Genomic DNA, 19,100 nt, shown 5'->3' with positions numbered 1-19,100 from the left:
ATGTCTCAGGACCTTGCTGACAGTTCGTGGGGTGGGGCTGGACGATCGGGGTATGAGTCACGATGCGTCCCGTACCGATCTCCGCCTGATTATTGCCTCGTGGCCCGACGACGCACCCCGGGGTGCGGTGAGCCGGTTCTGCCGGGAACACGGCGTGTCCAGGGAGTGGTTCTACGCCACTCGGAAACACATTGCTGGGGCCGGTCTCCCGGACGCGCTCGTGGCGCGCTCGAGTCGGCCGAAGACGTCGCCGGCGAAGGTCTCCGAGCTGATCGAGCGGCTGGCCCTCGAGGCTCGTGCCCGGCTCGCTGGGGAGGGCTGGGACAACGGCCCGATCTCTGTGAAGTACGAGCTTGAAAAGCTCGGCATTCAGGCGCCGTCACGGGCGACGCTGGCCCGGATCTTCACCCGGAACGGAGTCGTGACGGCGCAACCGAAGAAACGTCCGAAAGGGACCTTCATCCGTTTCGAATACGCGGCCCCGAACGAGCTGTGGCAGCTCGACGCGACGGACTACACGCTCGCCAGCGGCCTGATCGTAGCGATCTTTCAACTCAACGACGACCATGCCCGATACCAGATCGCGTCCCTCGCTGCCCGGTCCGAGAACGCCCAGGATGCCGTCAGAGTCGTCACTATCGGTATGGCCCGGCACGGCATACCCCAACGACTACTCACCGATAACGGGAACGCGTTGAACCCCTCACGTCGCGGATGGACGGGCGAACTCACCGCCCTGATGCGCAGCCTCGGCGTGCAAACTATCGCCTCCTCCATCGCCCACCCACAAACCCAAGGCAAGAACGAACGCGGACACTCGACCCTCGCCCGATGGCTCGCTGCCCGACAACCTGCGAACGACCTAACCGAGCTACAGCTCCTCCTTGACCAATTCGACTTGCTCTATAACGAACACCGCCCGCACCAATCCCTCGGCATGAAAACACCCCACGGAACTCTCATCGCGACACACCCACTCGCCGCACCAGACACTTACCTCGGCAACGGCAAACTCGGCCACCGCATAACGAACACCCACCCCAACAGCAAAAAACCCGAACCGTCAGCAGGGTCATGAGACATCAATTGTCAGCAACGTCCTGAGACATCACAACGCAAAGTTAGGGGCTTTTTCGCGAAGTGGATCGAGACGAGCGTCAGGAAACCACGGCAAGACCGTCGGCGCGGGGGTCGGTGCCGGCCGAGAGGGTGCCACCGAGCATCCGCGTCACCTGCACGTGACCGGCGACGTCGACCTGCTCGCCGAGTGCGTGGGTGCGCCACCCCCACCGTTCGGCCACCTCACGAACGTCGTCGGGAACGTCTGCCGACTCGACCGCGATCGTCGGGCCCGGCTCGCCGATGTCGCGGCCTCCGAACACGAAGCGGTCGCGGGCGAGCGTGGTTTCGATGGGGATGTCGCTGTCGGTCAGGTCGGCACTGAGTTGCGCCAGAATCCAGGGCTGGGCGCGCCCGCCTTGGCAGGCGAGCGCGAGCACGTCACCGTTCGGGGCCGCGCCGAGCACGGGCGTGAGGGTGTGCGGGGGCCTGCGCCCCGCGGCCAGGGCACCGGGATGCCCGGGTTCGAGGCTGAACGCAGCACCCCTGTTGTGAAAGACGATGCCCGTGCCCGGGTCGCAGACGCCCGAACCGAAAGTCTGGTAGACGCTCTGCACGATGCTGACCGACCAGCCGTCGGAGTCCTGCGCCGTGATTCCGGCCGTGTCGCCCGACGGTCGCTCGACGGCGAGATCGAGGGCCCCGGCAGCACGTGCCATGTCACGCAGGTAGCCGTCGAGAGTAAGCGCATCGGGCCCTCCGGCCCACGCCGGATCGCCCAGCCGGGCATCACGAACCGATGCGGCGAGCATCGACAATTCGAGCACCGAACGGTCGACGAGCGAAACGGCGGGTGCGGATGCCCGGGCACTCTGCACGGCCAGAAAGGCGATGCCCTGGCTGGGCGGGGGCGCAACCGACCACCGGATTCCGTCGGCGACCGCACTGAGCGCCGGGCTCGTGTCGACCGCGTGTTGTGCCAGATCGGTGAGCGTGAGCGCGCTGCCCGCCTCGGCGAGGGCGGATGCGACCCGCTCAGCGACCTCGCCCGTGTAGAACGAGAGCGGGTCGCGGGCCAAGAGTTCGAGCACGTCGGCGAGCTGCGGCTGAACCAGACGGTCGCCGGCCCGCAGCGGTTCGGCGGAGGCGTCGCCGCCGGCGCCGACCGCAGCTCGGCCGAACACCTGCCTCATGCCGGCGTCTGCCCCGACGATCGGCCACGTATCGGCGAGCGCTCGCGCAAGCCCCGGCGACACCTCGAACCCGTCGCGAGCGAGAACGGATGCCCGCTCGAACGCGCGCGCAAGGGCCGGCGCAAAGCGCTCCCCCGCAATCGCCACCCAGCCGGCGACCACACCGGGAACGGTAACGGTGTGCGCTCCGCGACCGGCGATGCGATCATCCATTCGGGGCACCGCCGCCGCGTCGAGACCCTGCGCGGTGCGCCCCACCGAGATGTACGACGCGACGCGGCCCGCGGGGTCGCGAACCAACGCGACCAGATCGCCGCCGAGGGAGGATTGATGCGGGTAGACCACCGTCAGAGCAACCGCCGCCGTGAGAGCGGCCTCGACAGCGCCACCGCCCTCGCGGATGACCTGCTCGCCGAGCCGAGTGGCGAGGTAGTGCGGCGCGGCCAGCGCGACACGGCGGTGCGTAACGAGGGGCTCGGGCTGAGCCTCGGGCGATGGGGTCATGGTCGACGTCCTCAAGATTGGATCCACAAATGATAAGATTGGATGCGTACGTCCAGTATGAGACACCAGCAGGAGCGAACTATTGTCTGACCCGAAAACCCCCGAGCAACGCGTGCTCGAGCTGGGACTCTCGATTCCCGACTACGCCAACCCGGTCTACGGCGGCCGCTACGGCATGGTCAAGGGCTTTCACCGTGTCGGCGATCTTGTTCTGCTGAGCGGCGTCACGCCCGAAGACCGCGAGGGCAACCGCCTGAACCCGGGCCGCTTCGGTGTCGACCTGAGCATCGAGCAAGGCTACGCCGCCGCTCGCCTCTCGGCGATCAACGCCCTCGGCTTGATGCGCCTCGCGCTGGGCTCGCTCGACGAGGTCAAGGCGATCGGGCGCAACCTGTGCTTTCTGCGCACGAACGACGACTTCGAAGACCTGCACCTCGTCTCTGACGGGGCCAGCGAACTCTTCATCGACGTGTTCGGCAGAGCTGCGGGAGTCGCCGGCCGGGCATCCATCGGCGTCGCGAGCCTCTCGCGCGGCAACTGCTTCGAGCTCTGGGTCGAACTCGAAGCCCACCCGCACTCGCACCCGCACCCGGCCACCTGACTGCCAGAACCGAACCTAGGAGCATCATGATCGACATCGTCGGCACCCCCGTTCTCATCGTCGTCGACATTCAGGGCGGCAGTACGCCCCTCGACGAGTCGCGCACCGAGATTCCACACATGTCGGGCCGGGAGGGCCGTCGCCCCAAGGTCGCGGCGCTCATCGCACGGTGCCGCGAGCTGGGGGTGCCCGTCGTCTTCATTCAAGAAGTGCACAAGCCCGACCTCATCGACATCGGCCGCGAACTCGACGGCGCCGAGGGCCCGCACTGCATCGAAGGCTGGAACGAGACCGAACTCGCCCCGTGGCTCGCACCCCGGCCGAGCGAATTCGTCATTCGCAAGCGTCGCTACTCGGCCTTCTTCGGTACAGAACTCGAGATCGTACTGAAGGCCTACAAGGCCGACACTCTGCTGCTCGTCGGCGGGCTGACCGACGTCTGCATCCACTACACGGCCGTGGATGCCCACCAGCACGATTACCGCGTGCGTGTCATCGCAGACTGTGTCGGCGGCTCCTCGGAGCGCGCGCACACCGCGGCCCTCGAGGCCATCGAGTACCTGCAGCGCGATGCGCTGGTGACCAGCGACGGCGTCAACGAGTGGCTCGACACGCTGCCGGCACCGGCACCGGCCGTGCTCGCCGCACCGGCCGCACTCAGCACTCCCGCCGGGGCCGGCGCGTGACGACCGCGCAGCCGGCCAGCAGCACGTCGTCGCCCGCCGGCGCCCGGCTGCATGCTCGGGCGCAGGGCGGCACCGTCGCCGACGAGATGCCCACCGTTCCGGCGCGACGGGCACCCGACTGGGCCGCCGCTATCGCACCGGGTGACCGGATGCTCGCCGAAACCGTCGCGGCCGGCAACTACACCACCGCCGTGCTCGACCGCGGCACCGTGCTCGAGCTGACCGATCTCGACGGCGATGCGGCTGCGCATCTGCTGCTTTTCAACCGCGACGAGACGAGCGAGCGCCTCAACGTGGCCGACACCCTCAAGGTGCAGTGGCAGGCGTACCTCGCCGCGGGCAGCGTGCTGCTCTCCGACCGCGGGCGGGCGCTGGCGACCATCGTCGCCGACACCTCGGGCCATCACGATGCCTTCGCCGGCGCCTCCACCCTGCGGGGCAATACCCGGCGCTACGGCGATGGCGCCGCGCAGAGCGCCACCCCGGCGGGGCGGGAGCTGCTCATTCTCGCGGCCGCCAAGCACGGGCTGCAGCCCCGCGACATCCACACCGGGGTCACGTTCTTTCAGGGCACGACCGTCGACCCCGACGGCACGGTGCGCTTCACCGGATCGGCCGGAGCGGGTGCACGCGTACAACTGCAAATCGAGCTGCCGGTCGTGGCGCTCATCGCCAACGCCGCTCATCCGCTCGACGGCCGCGAGCTGTATTCGAATTCACCTGTCAAAGTGCGAGCCTGGGCCGGCTCAGCCGTCGGTTACGACGATCTCTCCGCCGTCGCCGAAACCGCCCCCGAGGCAGCCCGCGCCTACGCGAACACTCTCGACTATCTCGGTGCCAGAGGAGGCCTTCGATGAACGACGATCTGCCAGCGCGACTGGCCTCCGCGACGGTGCTGGATGACCGTACCGTCGCCGCACGAGCGCCGTACTCGGCTCATGTCACGGCCGGGTCGTCGCTGACCATCATCGATCTCGAGGGTAACCAGGCCGTCGACTTCTTGGTCTACGACGCTCACGACGCGGCGCTGCGTTATGGAGCCGCCGAGACGATCGCCGGGCAGGGCAACATCTTCCTGACCACCGGCTCGGTTCTGCTCGACAACGCCTCGGCACCGCTGATGACCGTGACGCACGACGAGGTGGGGCGCCACGACACCATCGGCGGCGCGTGCAGCAAGGAGTCCAACTCGCTGCGGTACGGGCATCACACCGTTCCGCAGCATGCCTGCGTCGAGAACTTTCTCGCCGAGGGGGCACGATGGGGCCTCGGCAAACGCGACCTGGTCAGCAACATCAACTGGTACATGAACGTTCCCGTCGAACCGAACGGCGAACTCGGCATCGTCGACGGGCTCTCGGCGCCCGGAAAGAGCCTGACGCTGCGCGCCGAGCGCGACGTGCTGGTGCTCATCTCGAACTGCCCGCAGATCAACAATCCGTGCAACGGGTTCGATCCGACTCCGGTGCGTATCATCGTCACCGCCGGCTCGTGAACAGACGCAGCGCATTGGGCGGGGCCCTGCAGCACCATGTCGCTGTCGCCTACGCCCGAATAGCCGCCGCCGATCGCCCGGAGATCTTCATCTCGCTGCGCCCAGAAGCCGAGGTTCAGGCGGAGATATCGCGCCAGATCGCTCGGGTCGAGGCCGGAGAGCGCCTGCCGCTTGCCGGTCTGCTCTTCGCGGTGAAAGACAACATCGACGTCGCCGGTCTTGCGACGACAGCAGGATGCCCGGCCTTCGCCTTCTCGCCCGCCGCTGACGCGACGGTGGTCGCCCGGCTGCGCGCCGCAGGCGCGGTGGTCATGGGCAAGACCAACCTCGACCAGTTCGCCACCGGATTGGTCGGAACCCGCAGCCCCTACGGCGCGGTTCGCTCTGCCGTGCATCCGGATCGCATTTCGGGCGGCTCGTCGTCGGGATCGGCCGTCGCCGTGGCTCTCGGGCTCGTCGACTTCGCGCTCGGCACCGACACGGCCGGGTCGGGCCGGGTTCCCGCGGCCCTGCAGGGCATCGTCGGTCTCAAGGCGAGCACCGGAATCGTTCCGACGACCGGGGTTGTGCCGGCGTGCCGCAGCCTGGACTGCCCGACCGTCTTCAGCACCTCCTTCGACCTCGCCTCATTGGTGCTCGACGTGATGGCCGGACCCGATGCGGCGGATCCGTTCAGTCGCGCTTTTCCCGAGTGGGCCCCCCTCGGAGCGGCGCAGACCCCCGTCGTCGTGGCCGTTCCCCGGGCGGCCGATCTGGTGGCCCTCAGTGAGCTCTGGCGCACGGCGTTCGATCTCGCGGTTTCACGGCTGCGCGACGACCCGGGCTACCGGGTGGTCGAGATCGACCTCACGCCGTTTCTCGAAGCGGCCCGGCTGCTCTACGACGGCGCCTTTGTCGCGGAACGCTACACAGCGGTCGGTGCGTTCGTTGAGGCGCACCCGGGCGAGACCGACGAGATCGTCGCGTCGATCATCCGCGGCGCCGGCGACCTGCCGGCCCACCGGCTGGCCGGTGACATCGAGACCCTCCGCGGATTGCGGGCCGAGGCCCAGGCGGCGTTCGGCGAAGCCGACGTGTTGTTCCTGCCCACCACGACACACCACCCGACCCTCGCCGAAGTCGCCGCGGCACCGATCGCCGTGAACTCCCGGCTGGGATCGTTCACGAACTTCTGCAACCTGTTCGGTTACCCCGCAGCGGCGATTCCGATCGATTCGGGCGAGCCCGCAGAGAACGTCGGCGCGATGGTGTTGGCTCGCGAATTCGCCGACCGGGTAGCGTTCGACGTCGCCCGCGACCTGCAGGCCGTGGTCGGGGTCGGGGTCGGGGCCGGAGCTGCGCTCCGCGTCACCCGCGGGCGCGAGCTGTTCGTGGTCGGCGCGCACCGTTCCGGTATGCCGGCGAACGGCCGGCTGACCCGGCTGGGCGCTGTCTCTGCCGGAGTCAGACGCACCGCCCCCGGCTATACACTCTTCGATCTCGAAGACGCCCTGCACCGACCCGGCATGGTCAAAGACGGCGGAGACTCCGTGGTGACCGGCGAGCTCTGGCGTGTTCCCGAAACCGCGATCGCCACGCTGCTGGCCGAGAGCCGGCCTCCGCTCGGATTCGGCTGGGTCACGCTCGACGATGGTGCCGAGGTGCTCGGCTACCTCTGCGAGCAGCAGGCGACCGTCGGCAAGCCGGTCATCGCTTCTGGTGATTGGAAGCGACGCGGCGCATAACATCGCCCGCGCGCCGGCGAGCGCCGGCGCCGGCACGCCGCGCTCACATCATGGTGAAGTACTCGCGCTGCTCCCAGTCGGTCACGGCCGCCTGGTAGCGGTCGAACTCGCTGCGCTTGAGCGTCAGATACCACTGGATCACATCCGCGCCGAAGAACGAACGCAGGTACGAGTCGCCTTCGAGCGCGTCGAGTGCGACCCCGAGCGTTCGCGGCAGCCGAACGGCGTCGGACGAATACGGGTTCTCGGATGCCGCGGCGGGTTCGAGCTGGCGATTGATTCCGTCGAGCCCGGCCGCGATCTGCGAGGCGATATAGAGGTACGGGTTCGCTGCGGGTTCTCCCGACCGGTTCTCGAGGCGAGAAGCCGCGTCGCCCGGCCGGCCGATGGCCCGAATCATGGCGCCCTTGTTGTCGATGCCCCACACCACCCGGTCGGGTGCGAGCGAGAACGGCTGGTATCTCTTGTAGCCGTTGACGGTCGGAGTCGTGAACGGTGCCGTGGCGTGGGCGTGCTCGAGCAGACCGGCCAGATAGAACAGGCCGGTCTCCGAAAGCACTCGACCGTGCTCGTCGTAGGCCGCCTCCGAGGGCGGAAACACCGACGCCCCGGTCTCGGTCGAGGTGAGCGACTGGTGCAAGTGCCATCCGACAGAGGCCGTTTCGGCACCCTGGGGCCTCGACATGAAGGTGGCGTGATACCCCAGACGACGACAGACCTGACGGATGGCCGTGCGGGCCAGCACGACCGCATCGGCGACCTCGCGGGCATCCCCCGGCGCCATGGTGATCTCGAGCTGGTTGGGCCCGAATTCGAGCTCGATCGAGCGCAACGGCAGGTCGAGCAGATTCAGGTTGTGGTTCAGCGCCTGCACGAGGTCGTCGAGGCTGTCGAGCGTCTCTTCGTGCAGCAACTGCGAGCCCGGCGACACCGGGGCCACGGTGGGCGCCTCGCCGGGTGCCCCCGGCTTGCCGATCTGCCCGGGCTGCACACCGACATCCACGGCCCGAAAGACGTGGAACTCGAGTTCTGCACCCACGGTGAGGGCGTACCCCTCCTCGGCCAGCACGTCGACGGCGCGACGCAGAATGCTCCGCGTGCAGTACGGCACCTCTGAGCCGTCGGGAAACCGCAGGTCGCACAGCAGCGACGCCGTTTTGGGAGCCCACGGCACGACGCGGAACGTGGTGGGGTCTGGCACGAGAACGATGTCTCCGGCGCCGGCGAAGCCGCGGGTTCCCACACCGGGGTCGGCCTCGAACACGGCGTACGCCGACTTGCCCGACGAGTCTTTCAGCAGCAGTGACGACGGTGCGGTGATACCCGATCGCAGGGCGCCCGGCAGGGCATCCCGCGTCACGGTCTTGCCGCGCAGCACCCCGTGCTGGTCGACGAACGAGATGCGAATGAGCTCGATGCCGACCTCGTCGACCACGCGGCGCAACTGGCCGGCGGCGGCATACTGGGCCTCGCTCCACAGGTCGTGCCGGTCGATGAAGCCCCCTCGCTCAGAGGCGAGCATGGGCCGCGCGGTGATGCCCCCGCCGCCCTCGGCGACGGCCCGTTCATCCACGTTACGCATCGACAGACTCCACTTCGGTCGACGACTGGGCGGCCCACGGCGACGCGGCGCGGCGCTCCTGCTCCTTCAGCCGCCAGTGCTCCTGCCAGCCCTCGGTGGGCGCGATCGTGTCGACGGCGAGCGGGCCGACGAAGCTCTTCGCCTGCACGTCGTCGATCGGATGCGCGGGCAGCGGGTTGCCCGCTTCGAACTGTTCGAGCGCCCTCAGCAGCAGGCGGCGGTTCGCCGTCACGGCGCGGTCGCTCACGCCGAGGCGCTCGACCGTGCGGTCTTGGATCGGGCCCATGCTCTCGACAGCCCACTGGTCGTGCACGTTGATGTCGAGGCCCATACCCGTGAAGGTGAGCTCCTTCTGCTCGGTGGCGTCGAAGCCCCAGTTGTTCGAGCGATTGCGAATCGGGCGGTAATCGGGCAGCGTGACCTCGGAGATGCGCTGGGCGAGCAGCGTCTCTTTGTCGGTCTTCTCGGCGAAGTCGTAGAGCACCATGAACCAGTAGTGGTTGTTGTCGTCGATCGGAACGTGCCACTGCGTGAACACCTTCGTGTTGCCGAACGGCACCACGAACGCATTGGGGAACATCAGGTTGGTGACCCGAACGTGCTTCATCTGTTCGGTGAGCTGGCGAATGGCGAAGACGCGCAAGCCGTGCTCTGCACTCTCGACCTCGATGTCGGGCCGGTAGCTCTCGCCGACGAGCATCGACAGCTTCTTGCCGGTGCCCTCGACCTCTTCGCTGAACTGCTGGCCGTAGACCTCGCGGGGGTCTTCTTGAATGAAGCGGTGCAAAAACGACACGTGCGACGGGTCGATTCCGCCCTCGACGCCCTGCAGCCAGTTGCACTCCCAGAGGCCCTTGAAGGCGAAGGTGTATTCGTCGGGCGCGTCGAAGCAGTCGAAAGCGGGAAAGGGCGGCGGGTCGCCGGCGCCGAGGTAGGCGAAGATGATGCCGTTGCGCTCTTCGCAGGTGTACGACGAAATGCGGATCTTGTCGATGAACTTGCTGTGCGGCGGCTCGGCGGGCTGCTCTTTGCACCGGCCATCGGGCCCGTACAACCAGCCGTGGTAGAGGCAGCGCAGGCCGCCGTCTTCGAGGCGGCCGTACGACAGGTCGACCCCGCGATGCGCGCAGAACCGGCTCGTCAGCGCCCAGCCACCCTCGCGCTTGAACAGCACCAGGTCTTCGCTCATGATGCGCACGGCCTTCACCGGGCGCTCTTCGGGCATCTCCGATACGAGGGCGACGGGCTGCCAATAGGCGCGCATCATCTGCCCGAGCGGTGTTCCCGGGCCTGTCTGGGTCAGAAGGTCGTTCTCTTCAGGTCTCAGCACGTCAAGCCTCCAGCAAGTGAATCCAAAGTAGTGGTTCTTGGATACAATCTTGTCATACGGATGCGGTTGTAGCCACATTCGAGGAATCTGGATCCGAAATCTCTTCGCTCGGATCCACCAACTGGTTGGAGATTTTCTTATGACGCTCACCTACGACCCCGCTCAGACGCCCGCCGCCGATCTCGCCGAACGATTGCTCGCCCTGCCCGGCGCCGAACCGCTCAGCGGCGACATTCTCGTGCGCAGCAAAGTCGAGTTCACCACCGACGACAAGAAGATCATCTCGGGCATCTGGGAGTGCGAGCCCGGCGTCTCCCGCTGGGACTTCTCGAACCGCGGCGAGATCATCCACGTCGTGTCGGGGCACATGACCGCGCTCGAAGACGGCGGAGAGCCGGCCGAAATCGTGGCGGGCACCGCCGCCTACTTCCCCGTGGGCTGGAAGGGCGTGTGGACCATTCACGAAACCCTGCGCAAGGTGTACGTCGTCTACAAGCCCTGACGATGCTGCCGAACTGGCCGCCGCGCTGGCCGCCGACCGGGCTTTCGACCGAGCCTTCGACCCGGCCCTCGTCTCAGCCGGCGGCCAGCACCGCATCGCGGTCGAGCAGCAGCCGGGGCTCACCCACGAGCATCTGGTCGAGCCGCTCGCGCGAGACTCCCCGGTCGGCCAGCTCCGGCACGATGCGCGCCAGAAGGTGCTCGTTGCCGTAGCCGCCATAGTGTCGCTGCTGGGTCTTGGTCCAGTTCGAGCCGCCCAGCGTGTGTCTGCTCAGCGGATGCCCGCCGACGAAGTCCACGAAGAAGTCGATGCGCTCGTGGTCAGAGGGGTTCTCAACACGCCCCCGCTGCCCCGCCTCGGTGCCGAAGCACATCTCGAGCACCGCCCCTGCGGCGCTCAATGCGGTCCAGTACTCGGCATCCATGAATTCGTCTGCGTTCGTGAAGACCACACGCGACGCGTCGAGACCCTCGGCCGCGAGGAGGTCGAGCACGTCGATCCCCGGCCGTTCGTGCTGATCGAGCCGAACGGTCACCGCTGCACCAGCGTGCAGCGCCGCACGGGCGGCCGCCCTCAGCTGCGCTTTCTCGTCGTCGGCCACCGTGCCGCTTGTACCCATGATGCCGATGATGCCGGCCTTAAAATTCGTTCCTGGCACATGATCGGTGAGTGCCGCCAGAAGATCGGCCTCGAGTTCCTTCTCGCTCATTGCGGCGATGTGCGGTGGTAACGTTCGCGGAATGTACGCACCGTACGAACTCACGATCGTCATCCCCGACGCCCGTGCAATCGCCGGCAGCCCGGCATGATCGGGCCCGAGCCCCCAGCAGGTCGAATCGACGACGGCCTGCTGCCCGACAGCGACCGCGCCGCCGAACTCATCGATCGCGATCTGCACATCGTCGAGACGCAGGTTGTCTGCGAAGGCGAGCTGGTTCCAGCGCAGGTAGCCGAGGTTCTGCATGGTGACCCGCTCATCGGCGGGGGCCGGCAGCGTACCGGCACGCTGCAACCGCGACGAGTCCGCCAGCACATGGTCGTGCATCGAAGTCACCCCGAGCGAGTGGCCAGGAATCGGGCCGAGCACAGTTTCAATCATGGATCCAATATATACTCGAATGGATCCTGCTAGCCGAGCAGGATCCGCAGACCCGGTGGAGATAAGCAGTGCTCTCTGAAAACGACAAGTACATTCTCGAGAATCGAGTGAAACCACTCGTGACCGACGAACTTCTCGAGGAGCAACGACAGCGGCCGTTCGGCCCGCAGTCGCCCGACATGGTCGAGGTGCTCGACTTTCTGCGCCGCAGCCCCGACAGCGAGTTGCCGCGGTACATCGTTCTCGAAACCGCCGACGGCTTTCTGCTCGGCACACGCGTCGACGAGCCCGGCGGCTCCCCCGTGCTGCTTTACCCGGCGACGGTCTACGCCACCCGCGGCGAAGCCGAACACGCCGTCTTCCGCCTTCGACTGAAAGACTATGGTGCCCTCGCATGAGCTCCCCCGAAAGCGAGATCCTCGTTCCCAGCGGCCTGATGGGCTACACCGACGTCGTGTCGGCTAAACCCGGGGACACCGTGCAGCTCTTTGTGAGTGCGACGGGTGAGACCTGGACCGCCGACCTCGTGCGCCTCTACGCTCTCGAGATTCCGAGTGCGGGCGTCGAACGCCGTGAGCAGCTCGTCGACGGCTTCGGCCAGCTCTCTGGCGTCGCTCTCGACCAGCCCAGCGCGGTCGGCTCGTACGTGAACGTACCGGCCTCGCCGAACGACGACTACTCCGACGGCCTCACCCTCGCGCTCACCTTCATGCCCACCTATGTCGGGCACGAGGCCCAGACCCTGCTCGCCCAGCGCTCCGACTCGGGCGATGCGGGCTGGTCGCTCGGCATCACTCCGGCGGGCGCTCTCGAATTCACTCTGGCGACGTCGGCGGGTCTGGTCACGGCCACCACGACGGTGCTGCTGACCAATGGATGCTGGTACACCGCCCGCGCGACCGTCGACCCCGTGGCATCCACTGTCGCCCTCGTGGTCGACCCCGCCGGCACCTTCGAGAGCAACCGAGTTGTCTCCGGCGTGCCGGCCATTCCGTCGGTGACGAATCTCTTCGACGGCGAACCGGCCTGGGCTCTCGACGCACCCCTGCTCTGGGGCGCGTCGTGGCTGGCCGAAGGCCGGTTTCCGCAAGACAGCCTCGACGGCGTCATCGAGAACCCGGTGCTGGTGGCGGCGGCCGTACCGACGACCGCCGGAGCCTCGAGCACGGAGTCCGTGGCCGAGCTGACCGGGCATCCGAAGGTCGTCGCCGCGTGGAACCTGGCGAACGAGATCACCCACGCCGGGGTCAGCAAGCCCAGCCACATTCACGACGTGAGCGGCAACGAGCGCCACGGCACCAGCGTCAACCACCCGACACGCGGGGTCATCGGCTCGAGCTGGAACGGCGACACGTTCGACTTTCGCTACGTGCCCGATCAGTACTCGGCCATCCACTTTCACCGCACCGACATGACCGACTGCGGCTGGGAGTCTCAAGCGTCGTTCGTCGTACCCGACGATCTGCCCAGTGGCGTGTACGCCCTAGTGCTGCGCGACAACGACGGACTCGAAGACCGTGTTCCGCTCATCGTGCGCCCGCCGCTCGGCGTGACGACCAACGACGCCGTGCTCGTGCTGCCGACGAACTCGTACCTCGCCTACGCGAACGACCACGTCGGCGTCGACAGCCCGCGCACCCAGGTGTGGGACCAGGCCGTGCCGGTGATGGACAAGTGGTGGATGTACCGCAACTCGCACCGCGAGCTCGGCCTCTCGATGTACGAGGGCCACTCCGACGGTCACGGGGTCTGCTTCTCGAGCTGGCGCCGGCCGATTCTCACCATGCGCGCGACCGTCTACAACCACGACGGGCCCGTCTGGCAGTTCACCGGCGACCTGCAGCTGATCGACTGGCTCGACGCCACCGGTCGTACCGTCGACATCGTGACCGATCTCGACCTGCACCGCGAGGGGGCCGAGCTGCTGTCGCGTTACAAGACGGTCTTGACCGGTACCCACCCCGAGTATGCATCTCGGCAGATTCTCGAGGCCTACGAGACCTACGTCGCTGGCGGCGGCCGGGTCATGTACATGGGCGGCAACGGCATGTACTGGGTCACCGGGTTCGACCCCGAAGACGAGCAGGTCGTCGAGATCCGCCGCTGGGGCGGCACGCAGGCTTGGCTTGCCCCCGCCGGCGAATACCACCTCAGCTTCACCGGCCAGCAGGGCGGAATCTGGCGCTTCGGTGGCCGCCCACCGCAGAAGACCTTCGGCGTCGGCTTCGTCGCGGCCGGCAAGACCTCGGGCTCTGCCGGGTACCGGATGCTCGTCGACGAGACCTCGCCCGCAGCGTGGGTCTTCGACGGGGTGCACAACCGCGACTTCGGCGCCTACGGAACCTCCGGTGGCGCGGCAGGGCTCGAGATCGACGCGGCGAATCCGTTGCACGGCACCGCCGACGATGCCGTGGTGCTCGCGACCTCTGTCGGACACTCCGACGACGTGCTCGAGGCGCGCGAGAACTTCAACATGACCAGCCGGGTGCTCGGTGGGCGCCGTAACCCCAAGGTGCATTCCGACCTGGTGCTCGTGCCGCGCGAGAATGGCGGCGCGGTGTTCTCGGTGGGCTCCATCGCCTTCGCCGGATCACTCGTCAACGAGAACTACGGCAACGACGTCTCGGTGTTGCTCGGCAATGTGTTCGACCGTTTCGTCTCGGGCGGCGAGGTGCTGGCCCCGTGAGCATCGACATCGAATCGGCGACCGGGCCCCTCGCTCCGGCAGACCTGGGTGTGACGCTGACGCACGAACACGTGTTCATCAACATGACGCCGACCGAGTCCCGCGGCGGGTACATGACGGTGTGGCAGGAGCGTGAGGCAGATCTGCGCCGCTTCGCCGAGGCGGGGGGCAGCACCCTCTTCGACATGACCAACGGCGAGCTGAGCAACTTCGCGGCACCGATCTACTACACGAAAGATCAGGCGCAGCTTCGGCAGAACCCGGTGACCGGCTCTCGCTCGGTGGCCAACGTGCTCGCCACCGCCGAACTCTCGCGGGCCACGGGAGTGAACGTGGTGCTCGGCACGGGCCACTACTTCTGCGATTACTTCGACACCGCATGGTTCGACCGAACCTCGACGAGCGAGATGGCCGACTTTCTGATCGCCGACATTCTCGACGAGATACCGGGAACGGGCATCCGCGCTGGTTTTCTGGGCGAGATCGCCTCGAACCTGCCGTACATCACCGCTCAGGAAGAGCGATCGTTTCGCGCCGCGGGCCGCGCCGCCCGCGAGACCGGCCGCATGGTGTCGACCCACGCCCCGACCTTCGCCACGGGCGAGGCGCAGATCGACATTCTCACCGCCGAAGGAGTCGAGCCCGAGCGCATCGTGGTCGGGCACTCCGACACGGTGAAGAACGTCGAGTACTCCATCGATCTGCTGCGCCGCGGCGTCTACGTTCAGTACGACTGCATGATGGCCTGCAAAGCGGGTGGCCACGTCGCCGAGCACGAATTGCAGCGGCGTGTGGACTACTTCAAGACGCTCGTCGACCTCGGATACGCCGACAAGCTGCTGCTCTCGAACGATGTCAGCGAGCGCCACCAGCAGGCCGCGCTCGGCGGCCCGGGGCTCACCTTCGTCTTCGAGGAGTTCGCCGAGCGCGCCGTGGCCGCCGGCATCGACGCGGAGGTGCTGCACCACATTCACACCGACAACCCGCGGCGGGTGCTGTTCGGCGAGTAGCAACCGGCTGGTAACTAGCGGCGAGGAACTAACGGCGAGGATCTAGCGCCGAGAGGCGACGTCAAGCCCGGCGCCGATATCGCCTGCGGCTCGGAGCAACGGCGGCAGCAGGCGTTCACGCATCTGCTCGACCGTGAAGGTTCCCGCCGAGACCGACACGTTCACCGCCGCCACTGTGGTGCCGGCCGAGGTCACCGGCACCGCAATGGAGCGCAGCCCGAGCTCGAGTTCCTGGTCGATGATGGCATACCCCTGCGAATGCACCTCGGCGAGCTGCGCCTCGAGGGTGGCTCGGTCGCGAACCGAGTGCGGGGTCTTCGCCTCGAACACCAGAGAGTCGAGGTGCTGCTGCAGGGCATCCGGTGCCAGACCGGCCAGCAGCACGCGCCCCATCGAGGTCGTGTACGCCGGAAAGCGGGTGCCGACGCTGATCGAGACGCTCATGATGCGCCGCACGGCGACGCGGGCCACGTAGACGATGTCGTCGCCGTCGAGCACCGACGCCGAACTCGATTCGCCGGTCGTGCGCGAGAGCTGTTCGAGGGAGGGTTGCGCAATCTCGGGCAGTCCGAGCGCCGACAAATAGCTGAAGCCCAGCTCGAGCACTCTCGGCGTCAACGAGAACAACCGACCATCCGTCTGCATGTAGCCGACCTCGACCAGCGTCAGCAGAAAGCGGCGTGCGGTGGCCCGGGTCAGCTTCGTGAGCGCCGCGATCTCTGACAGAGTCATCTCGGCGTGATCGGCGTCGAACACCCGGATCACGCTGAGCCCGCGAACGAGTGACTGCACGTATTGGTCGCTCGGCTCGGGCGGGTCGATCTCGGCGGGCGTCACGGCTTCATGCTAACGGCAGGGGCGCATGCTCAGCGTTCGAGCACCACGGCGAGGCCCTGGCCCACGCCGATGCAGATCGCGGCCACCCCGACCCCACCGCCACGGCGCTCGAGCGCACGAGCGAGGTGCAACAGAATACGTGCGCCCGACGCGCCAAGCGGATGCCCGATAGCAATAGCCCCACCGTCGATGTTCACAATCTCGGGGTCGAGCTCCGGCCACAACTGCAGGCACGCCAACGACTGCGCCGCGAACGCCTCATTCAACTCCACCACATCGACATCGGCCCACGTCTTACCCGCCCGGGCGAGCGCCTTGTTCGCCGCCTCGACGGGTGCGATACCGAAAATGTTCGGATCATTGCCCGCGACCGCCCGCGACACGATCCGCGCCAACGGTTCACCCTCGAGCGCACCCTCCGCACCAATGAACATCGCCGCCGCACCATCGTTCAACGGCGACGAGTTGCCTGCCGTCACGGTGCCGACATCCGCCGGCCGGAACGCCGGCTTCAGCCCCGCGAGAGCCTCCAACGACGCATCGGCACGGATCCCCTCGTCACGGGTCAGCGTCGTACCGGGCACGGTGACGATCTCGTCGTCGTACACACCGGCATCCCACGCCGCCGCCGCACGCTGATGCGAACGCACCGCGAACGCGTCTTGCTGCTCACGACTGATGCTGTACCGGTCCGCGAGAATCTCCGCCGTCTCACCGAGCGGTACGGTCCATTCGGCGGGCATGTTCGGGTTGATCATCCGCCAGCCCAACGTGGTCGAGTGCAACGTCTCCGAACCCGCAGGATACGCACGCTCGGGCTTCAACAACACCCACGGCGCACGACTCATCGACTCCACACCGCCCGCCAGAATCAGATCGGCATCACCGACCTCAACCGCCCGCGAAGCCTGAATCGCCGACTCGAGCCCCGAGCCGCACAGCCGGTTCACGGTGACACCGGGAACGGATGTGGGCAGCCCCGCGAGCAGAGACGCCATCCGCGCCACGTCACGGTTATCTTCACCGGCCGCGTTCGCGTCACCGAAGATAACGTCGTCGATCCTCGCCGGGTCGAGGTCTGCGTGGCGCTCAACGAGCGATTTCACCACATGAGCGGCCAGATCATCCGGCCGCACCCCAGCCAACGACTTACCGAAACGACCGATGGGAGTACGAATGCCGTCAAAGATGAAACTGCCGGTCATGATGCGCCTTTCAGGCTAGCGAGCGAAGTACTGAGCGCGAGGCCCGTGAGCTCGCGCAATTCGTCGACGGTCGTGTCGCCGACCAGCTCGATGACCGTCGCTCCGTCGGGGCCGAGGTCGAAGATGGCCCGGTCGGTGTAGAGGCGCGTGACGCAGCCGATGCCGGTCACCGGGTAGGTGCACACGTCGACGAGCTTCGAGGCGCCGCTCTTCGACGCGAGCTCCATCATCACGTAGACGCTCTTGGCGCCGATAGCGAGATCCATCGCGCCGCCGACCGCCGGAATAGCATCGGGCGCGCCCGTGCTCCAGTTGGCGAGGTCGCCGGTCTGCGACACCTGGAACGCCCCGAGCACACACACGTCGAGGTGGCCGCCGCGCATCATGCCGAAGGAGTCTCCGTGGTGAAAGTACGAGGCGCCGGGCAGCTCGGTGACCGGAATCTTGCCGGCGTTGACGAGGTCGGGGTCGATGTGGCCGGCTGCGGCCTCGGGGCCCATGCCGAGCATCCCGTTCTCGGTGTGCAAAATGATCTCGCGATCGCTCGGCAGATAGTTCGAGACGAGCGTGGGCAATCCGATGCCCAGATTCATATATGCCCCGTCGGGAATGTCTTGGGCGAGGCGTTCCGCGATCTCGGCGCGGCTCCAGGAGTTACCGGACATCGGCCCATTCCTCTCTCTCGAAGCGGTCGCCCGTTTCGACGACGCGGTTCACGAAGATGCCGGGTGTGACGACCGCTTCGGGGTCGAGGTCGCCGAGCGGCACGATGCGGTCGACCTGCGCCACGCTCACGGCGGCGGCGCTGGCCATGATGGGGCCGAAGTTGCGGGAGGTCTTGCGGTAGGTCAGGTTGCCGAGCCGGTCGGCGCGGTAGGCGCTGATGAGCGCGAAGTCGGCGAAGATCGGATGCTCGAGCACATAGTCGCGCCCGTCGATGACCCGCGTCTCTTTGCCCTCGGCGAGGGTGGTGCCGAATCCGGTCGGCGTGAAGAACGCCCCGATGCCGGCGCCCGCAGCCCGGATGCGCTCGGCGAGGTTACCCTGCGGCACCAGTTCGAGCTCGATCTCGCCCGCGCGGTACAGCCCGTCGAAGATGTACGAATCGACTTGCCGCGGAAACGAGCAGATGATCTTCTTCACGCGCTTCGAGCCGATCAGCGCGGCAAGCCCCGTATCGCCGTTGCCCGCGTTGTTGCTCACCACGGTCAGGTCGCTCGCCCCCTGCTCGAGCAGAGCGTCGATGAGCTGAACGGGCTGGCCGGCAAGACCGAACCCGCCGATCATGATGGTCGCCCCGTCGGCAATGTCGGCGAGCGCCGCCGCCGCACTCTCGCTGATCTTCGAGATCATCGCGCTCCTTCGCCCTCTCGCCCGTTCATCTGTTGGTCTGTTCGCCCGGCAGCGGATGCCCGTTCGCACCCTCTCGCTCATGTTCGCCATTCGAACCAAAGTTCGTATCTCGATCATACGCTCCGTCTCGCTACCCCGCCACCCGCACCCCCCTCTCTCCCCGCCCCCTCTCCCCGCCCCCGCGCGCCCATCTCTCGCGCGAGCGCGACATCTCCGGACGAGAGCGACCGCCGC

The 19,100-nt window shown here is 67.2% G+C and carries 18 protein-coding genes; 10 read left to right on the top strand and 8 right to left on the bottom strand.

Going from position 1 to position 19,100, the window contains the following annotated elements; genetic code table 11:
- Positions 1–52 precede the first annotated feature (52 nt).
- On the top strand, positions 53–1,078 hold the full coding sequence (locus LQ955_RS16965; RefSeq protein WP_231025656.1) for an integrase core domain-containing protein: 1,026 nt from the start codon (positions 53–55) through the stop codon (positions 1,076–1,078).
- Positions 1,079–1,157: 79 nt separating this feature from the next.
- Here the strand turns inward: LQ955_RS16965 and LQ955_RS16960 are convergent, their stop codons facing one another.
- On the bottom strand, positions 1,158–2,756 hold the full coding sequence (locus LQ955_RS16960; RefSeq protein ID WP_231025655.1) for a gamma-glutamyltransferase: 1,599 nt from the start codon (positions 2,754–2,756) through the stop codon (positions 1,158–1,160).
- Positions 2,757–2,838: 82 nt separating this feature from the next.
- Between LQ955_RS16960 and LQ955_RS16955 the strand changes: the two genes are divergently transcribed.
- Genes LQ955_RS16955 through atzF form a run of 5 tightly spaced genes read left to right on the top strand, consistent with a single transcriptional unit; the run spans position 2,839 to position 7,262 of the window.
- Complete coding sequence (locus tag LQ955_RS16955; RefSeq protein ID WP_231025654.1) at positions 2,839–3,357, top strand: RidA family protein; 519 nt, start codon at positions 2,839–2,841, stop codon at positions 3,355–3,357.
- A gap of 26 nt (positions 3,358–3,383) precedes the next feature.
- Entirely contained in the window at positions 3,384–4,043 is a 660-nt protein-coding gene (locus LQ955_RS16950; protein ID WP_231025653.1) for a cysteine hydrolase family protein, read from the top strand.
- Positions 4,040–4,900: an urea amidolyase associated protein UAAP1 gene (locus LQ955_RS16945; RefSeq protein ID WP_231025652.1), complete on the top strand. Its 861-nt coding sequence runs from the start codon at positions 4,040–4,042 to the stop codon at positions 4,898–4,900. Before LQ955_RS16950 ends, LQ955_RS16945 begins: the two co-directional genes overlap by 4 nt.
- A complete protein-coding gene (locus tag LQ955_RS16940) occupies positions 4,897–5,538 on the top strand; it encodes an urea amidolyase associated protein UAAP2 (RefSeq protein WP_231025651.1) in 642 nt (213 codons plus the stop codon). Before LQ955_RS16945 ends, LQ955_RS16940 begins: the two co-directional genes overlap by 4 nt.
- Positions 5,535–7,262 carry an allophanate hydrolase gene (gene atzF, locus LQ955_RS16935; RefSeq protein ID WP_231025650.1) on the top strand — a complete coding sequence of 576 codons (1,728 nt, stop codon included), beginning with the start codon at positions 5,535–5,537 and terminating at the stop codon, positions 7,260–7,262. The genes LQ955_RS16940 and atzF overlap by 4 nt, the downstream gene beginning before the upstream one ends.
- 43 nt (positions 7,263–7,305) lie before the next feature.
- On the opposite strand, the gene LQ955_RS16930 is transcribed toward atzF, so the two are convergent.
- Together LQ955_RS16930 and LQ955_RS16925 are read right to left on the bottom strand one after the other, a co-directional pair.
- Entirely contained in the window at positions 7,306–8,844 is a 1,539-nt protein-coding gene (locus LQ955_RS16930; RefSeq protein ID WP_231025649.1) for a glutamine synthetase family protein, read from the bottom strand.
- The gene (locus LQ955_RS16925; RefSeq protein WP_231025648.1) at positions 8,837–10,174 is read right to left on the bottom strand and encodes a Rieske 2Fe-2S domain-containing protein; all 1,338 of its coding nucleotides are present in this window, start codon (positions 10,172–10,174) and stop codon (positions 8,837–8,839) included. The genes LQ955_RS16930 and LQ955_RS16925 overlap by 8 nt, the downstream gene beginning before the upstream one ends.
- Positions 10,175–10,313: 139 nt before the next feature.
- Here LQ955_RS16925 and LQ955_RS16920 point away from each other — a divergent pair, with 139 nt between their 5' ends.
- Positions 10,314–10,676: a cupin domain-containing protein gene (locus LQ955_RS16920; protein ID WP_231025647.1), complete on the top strand. Its 363-nt coding sequence runs from the start codon at positions 10,314–10,316 to the stop codon at positions 10,674–10,676.
- A gap of 73 nt (positions 10,677–10,749) precedes the next feature.
- On the opposite strand, the gene LQ955_RS16915 is transcribed toward LQ955_RS16920, so the two are convergent.
- Positions 10,750–11,775, bottom strand: a complete 1,026-nt coding sequence (locus tag LQ955_RS16915; protein ID WP_231025646.1) for a phosphotriesterase family protein — start codon at positions 11,773–11,775, stop codon at positions 10,750–10,752.
- A 68-nt stretch (positions 11,776–11,843) separates the two neighbouring features.
- On the opposite strand from LQ955_RS16915, the gene LQ955_RS16910 reads away from it, so the two are divergent.
- Genes LQ955_RS16910 through LQ955_RS16900 form a run of 3 tightly spaced genes read left to right on the top strand, consistent with a single transcriptional unit; the run spans position 11,844 to position 15,471 of the window.
- The gene (locus LQ955_RS16910; RefSeq protein WP_231025645.1) at positions 11,844–12,173 is read left to right on the top strand and encodes a hypothetical protein; all 330 of its coding nucleotides are present in this window, start codon (positions 11,844–11,846) and stop codon (positions 12,171–12,173) included.
- Positions 12,170–14,461 (top strand): N,N-dimethylformamidase beta subunit family domain-containing protein, encoded by a 2,292-nt coding sequence (locus LQ955_RS16905; protein ID WP_231025644.1) that lies wholly within the window; start codon positions 12,170–12,172, stop codon positions 14,459–14,461. Before LQ955_RS16910 ends, LQ955_RS16905 begins: the two co-directional genes overlap by 4 nt.
- A complete protein-coding gene (locus tag LQ955_RS16900) occupies positions 14,458–15,471 on the top strand; it encodes a phosphotriesterase family protein (protein WP_231025643.1) in 1,014 nt (337 codons plus the stop codon). Before LQ955_RS16905 ends, LQ955_RS16900 begins: the two co-directional genes overlap by 4 nt.
- Positions 15,472–15,513: 42 nt before the next feature.
- On the opposite strand, the gene LQ955_RS16895 is transcribed toward LQ955_RS16900, so the two are convergent.
- From LQ955_RS16895 to LQ955_RS16880, 4 genes are read right to left on the bottom strand one after another with little or no spacing between them, the layout of a single operon-like run.
- Positions 15,514–16,308, bottom strand: coding sequence for an IclR family transcriptional regulator domain-containing protein (locus LQ955_RS16895; protein ID WP_231025642.1), 795 nt, complete (start codon positions 16,306–16,308; stop codon positions 15,514–15,516).
- A 29-nt stretch (positions 16,309–16,337) separates the two neighbouring features.
- On the bottom strand, positions 16,338–17,513 hold the full coding sequence (locus LQ955_RS16890; protein WP_231025641.1) for a thiolase family protein: 1,176 nt from the start codon (positions 17,511–17,513) through the stop codon (positions 16,338–16,340).
- Positions 17,510–18,178: a 3-oxoacid CoA-transferase subunit B gene (locus LQ955_RS16885; protein ID WP_231025640.1), complete on the bottom strand. Its 669-nt coding sequence runs from the start codon at positions 18,176–18,178 to the stop codon at positions 17,510–17,512. The genes LQ955_RS16890 and LQ955_RS16885 overlap by 4 nt, the downstream gene beginning before the upstream one ends.
- A complete protein-coding gene (locus LQ955_RS16880; RefSeq protein ID WP_231025639.1) occupies positions 18,168–18,866 on the bottom strand; it encodes a 3-oxoacid CoA-transferase subunit A in 699 nt (232 codons plus the stop codon). The genes LQ955_RS16885 and LQ955_RS16880 overlap by 11 nt, the downstream gene beginning before the upstream one ends.
- Positions 18,867–19,100: the final 234 nt, after the last annotated feature.

The organism is Subtercola endophyticus (assembly GCF_021044565.1).
In the GTDB taxonomy this organism is placed as follows: Bacteria; Actinomycetota; Actinomycetes; order Actinomycetales; family Microbacteriaceae; genus Subtercola; species Subtercola endophyticus.
Note: the sequence above shows the minus strand (reverse complement) of the source record. Positions and strands in the feature narration are given on the sequence as shown.

Bases quoted from the DNA above. Each gene is read 5' to 3' on its own strand.
- LQ955_RS16915 (WP_231025646.1), bottom strand. From the start codon at position 11,775: ATGATTGAAACTGTGCTCGGCCCGATTCCTGGCCACTCGCTCGGGGTG.
- LQ955_RS16965 (WP_231025656.1), top strand. From the start codon at position 53: ATGAGTCACGATGCGTCCCGTACCGATCTCCGCCTGATTATTGCCTCG.
- LQ955_RS16960 (WP_231025655.1), bottom strand. From the start codon at position 2,756: ATGACCCCATCGCCCGAGGCTCAGCCCGAGCCCCTCGTTACGCACCGC.
- LQ955_RS16930 (WP_231025649.1), bottom strand. From the start codon at position 8,844: ATGCGTAACGTGGATGAACGGGCCGTCGCCGAGGGCGGCGGGGGCATC.
- LQ955_RS16905 (WP_231025644.1), top strand. From the start codon at position 12,170: ATGAGCTCCCCCGAAAGCGAGATCCTCGTTCCCAGCGGCCTGATGGGC.
- LQ955_RS16885 (WP_231025640.1), bottom strand. From the start codon at position 18,178: ATGTCCGGTAACTCCTGGAGCCGCGCCGAGATCGCGGAACGCCTCGCC.
- LQ955_RS16880 (WP_231025639.1), bottom strand. From the start codon at position 18,866: ATGATCTCGAAGATCAGCGAGAGTGCGGCGGCGGCGCTCGCCGACATT.
- LQ955_RS16940 (WP_231025651.1), top strand. From the start codon at position 4,897: ATGAACGACGATCTGCCAGCGCGACTGGCCTCCGCGACGGTGCTGGAT.
- LQ955_RS16890 (WP_231025641.1), bottom strand. From the start codon at position 17,513: ATGACCGGCAGTTTCATCTTTGACGGCATTCGTACTCCCATCGGTCGT.
- LQ955_RS16920 (WP_231025647.1), top strand. From the start codon at position 10,314: ATGACGCTCACCTACGACCCCGCTCAGACGCCCGCCGCCGATCTCGCC.
- LQ955_RS16950 (WP_231025653.1), top strand. From the start codon at position 3,384: ATGATCGACATCGTCGGCACCCCCGTTCTCATCGTCGTCGACATTCAG.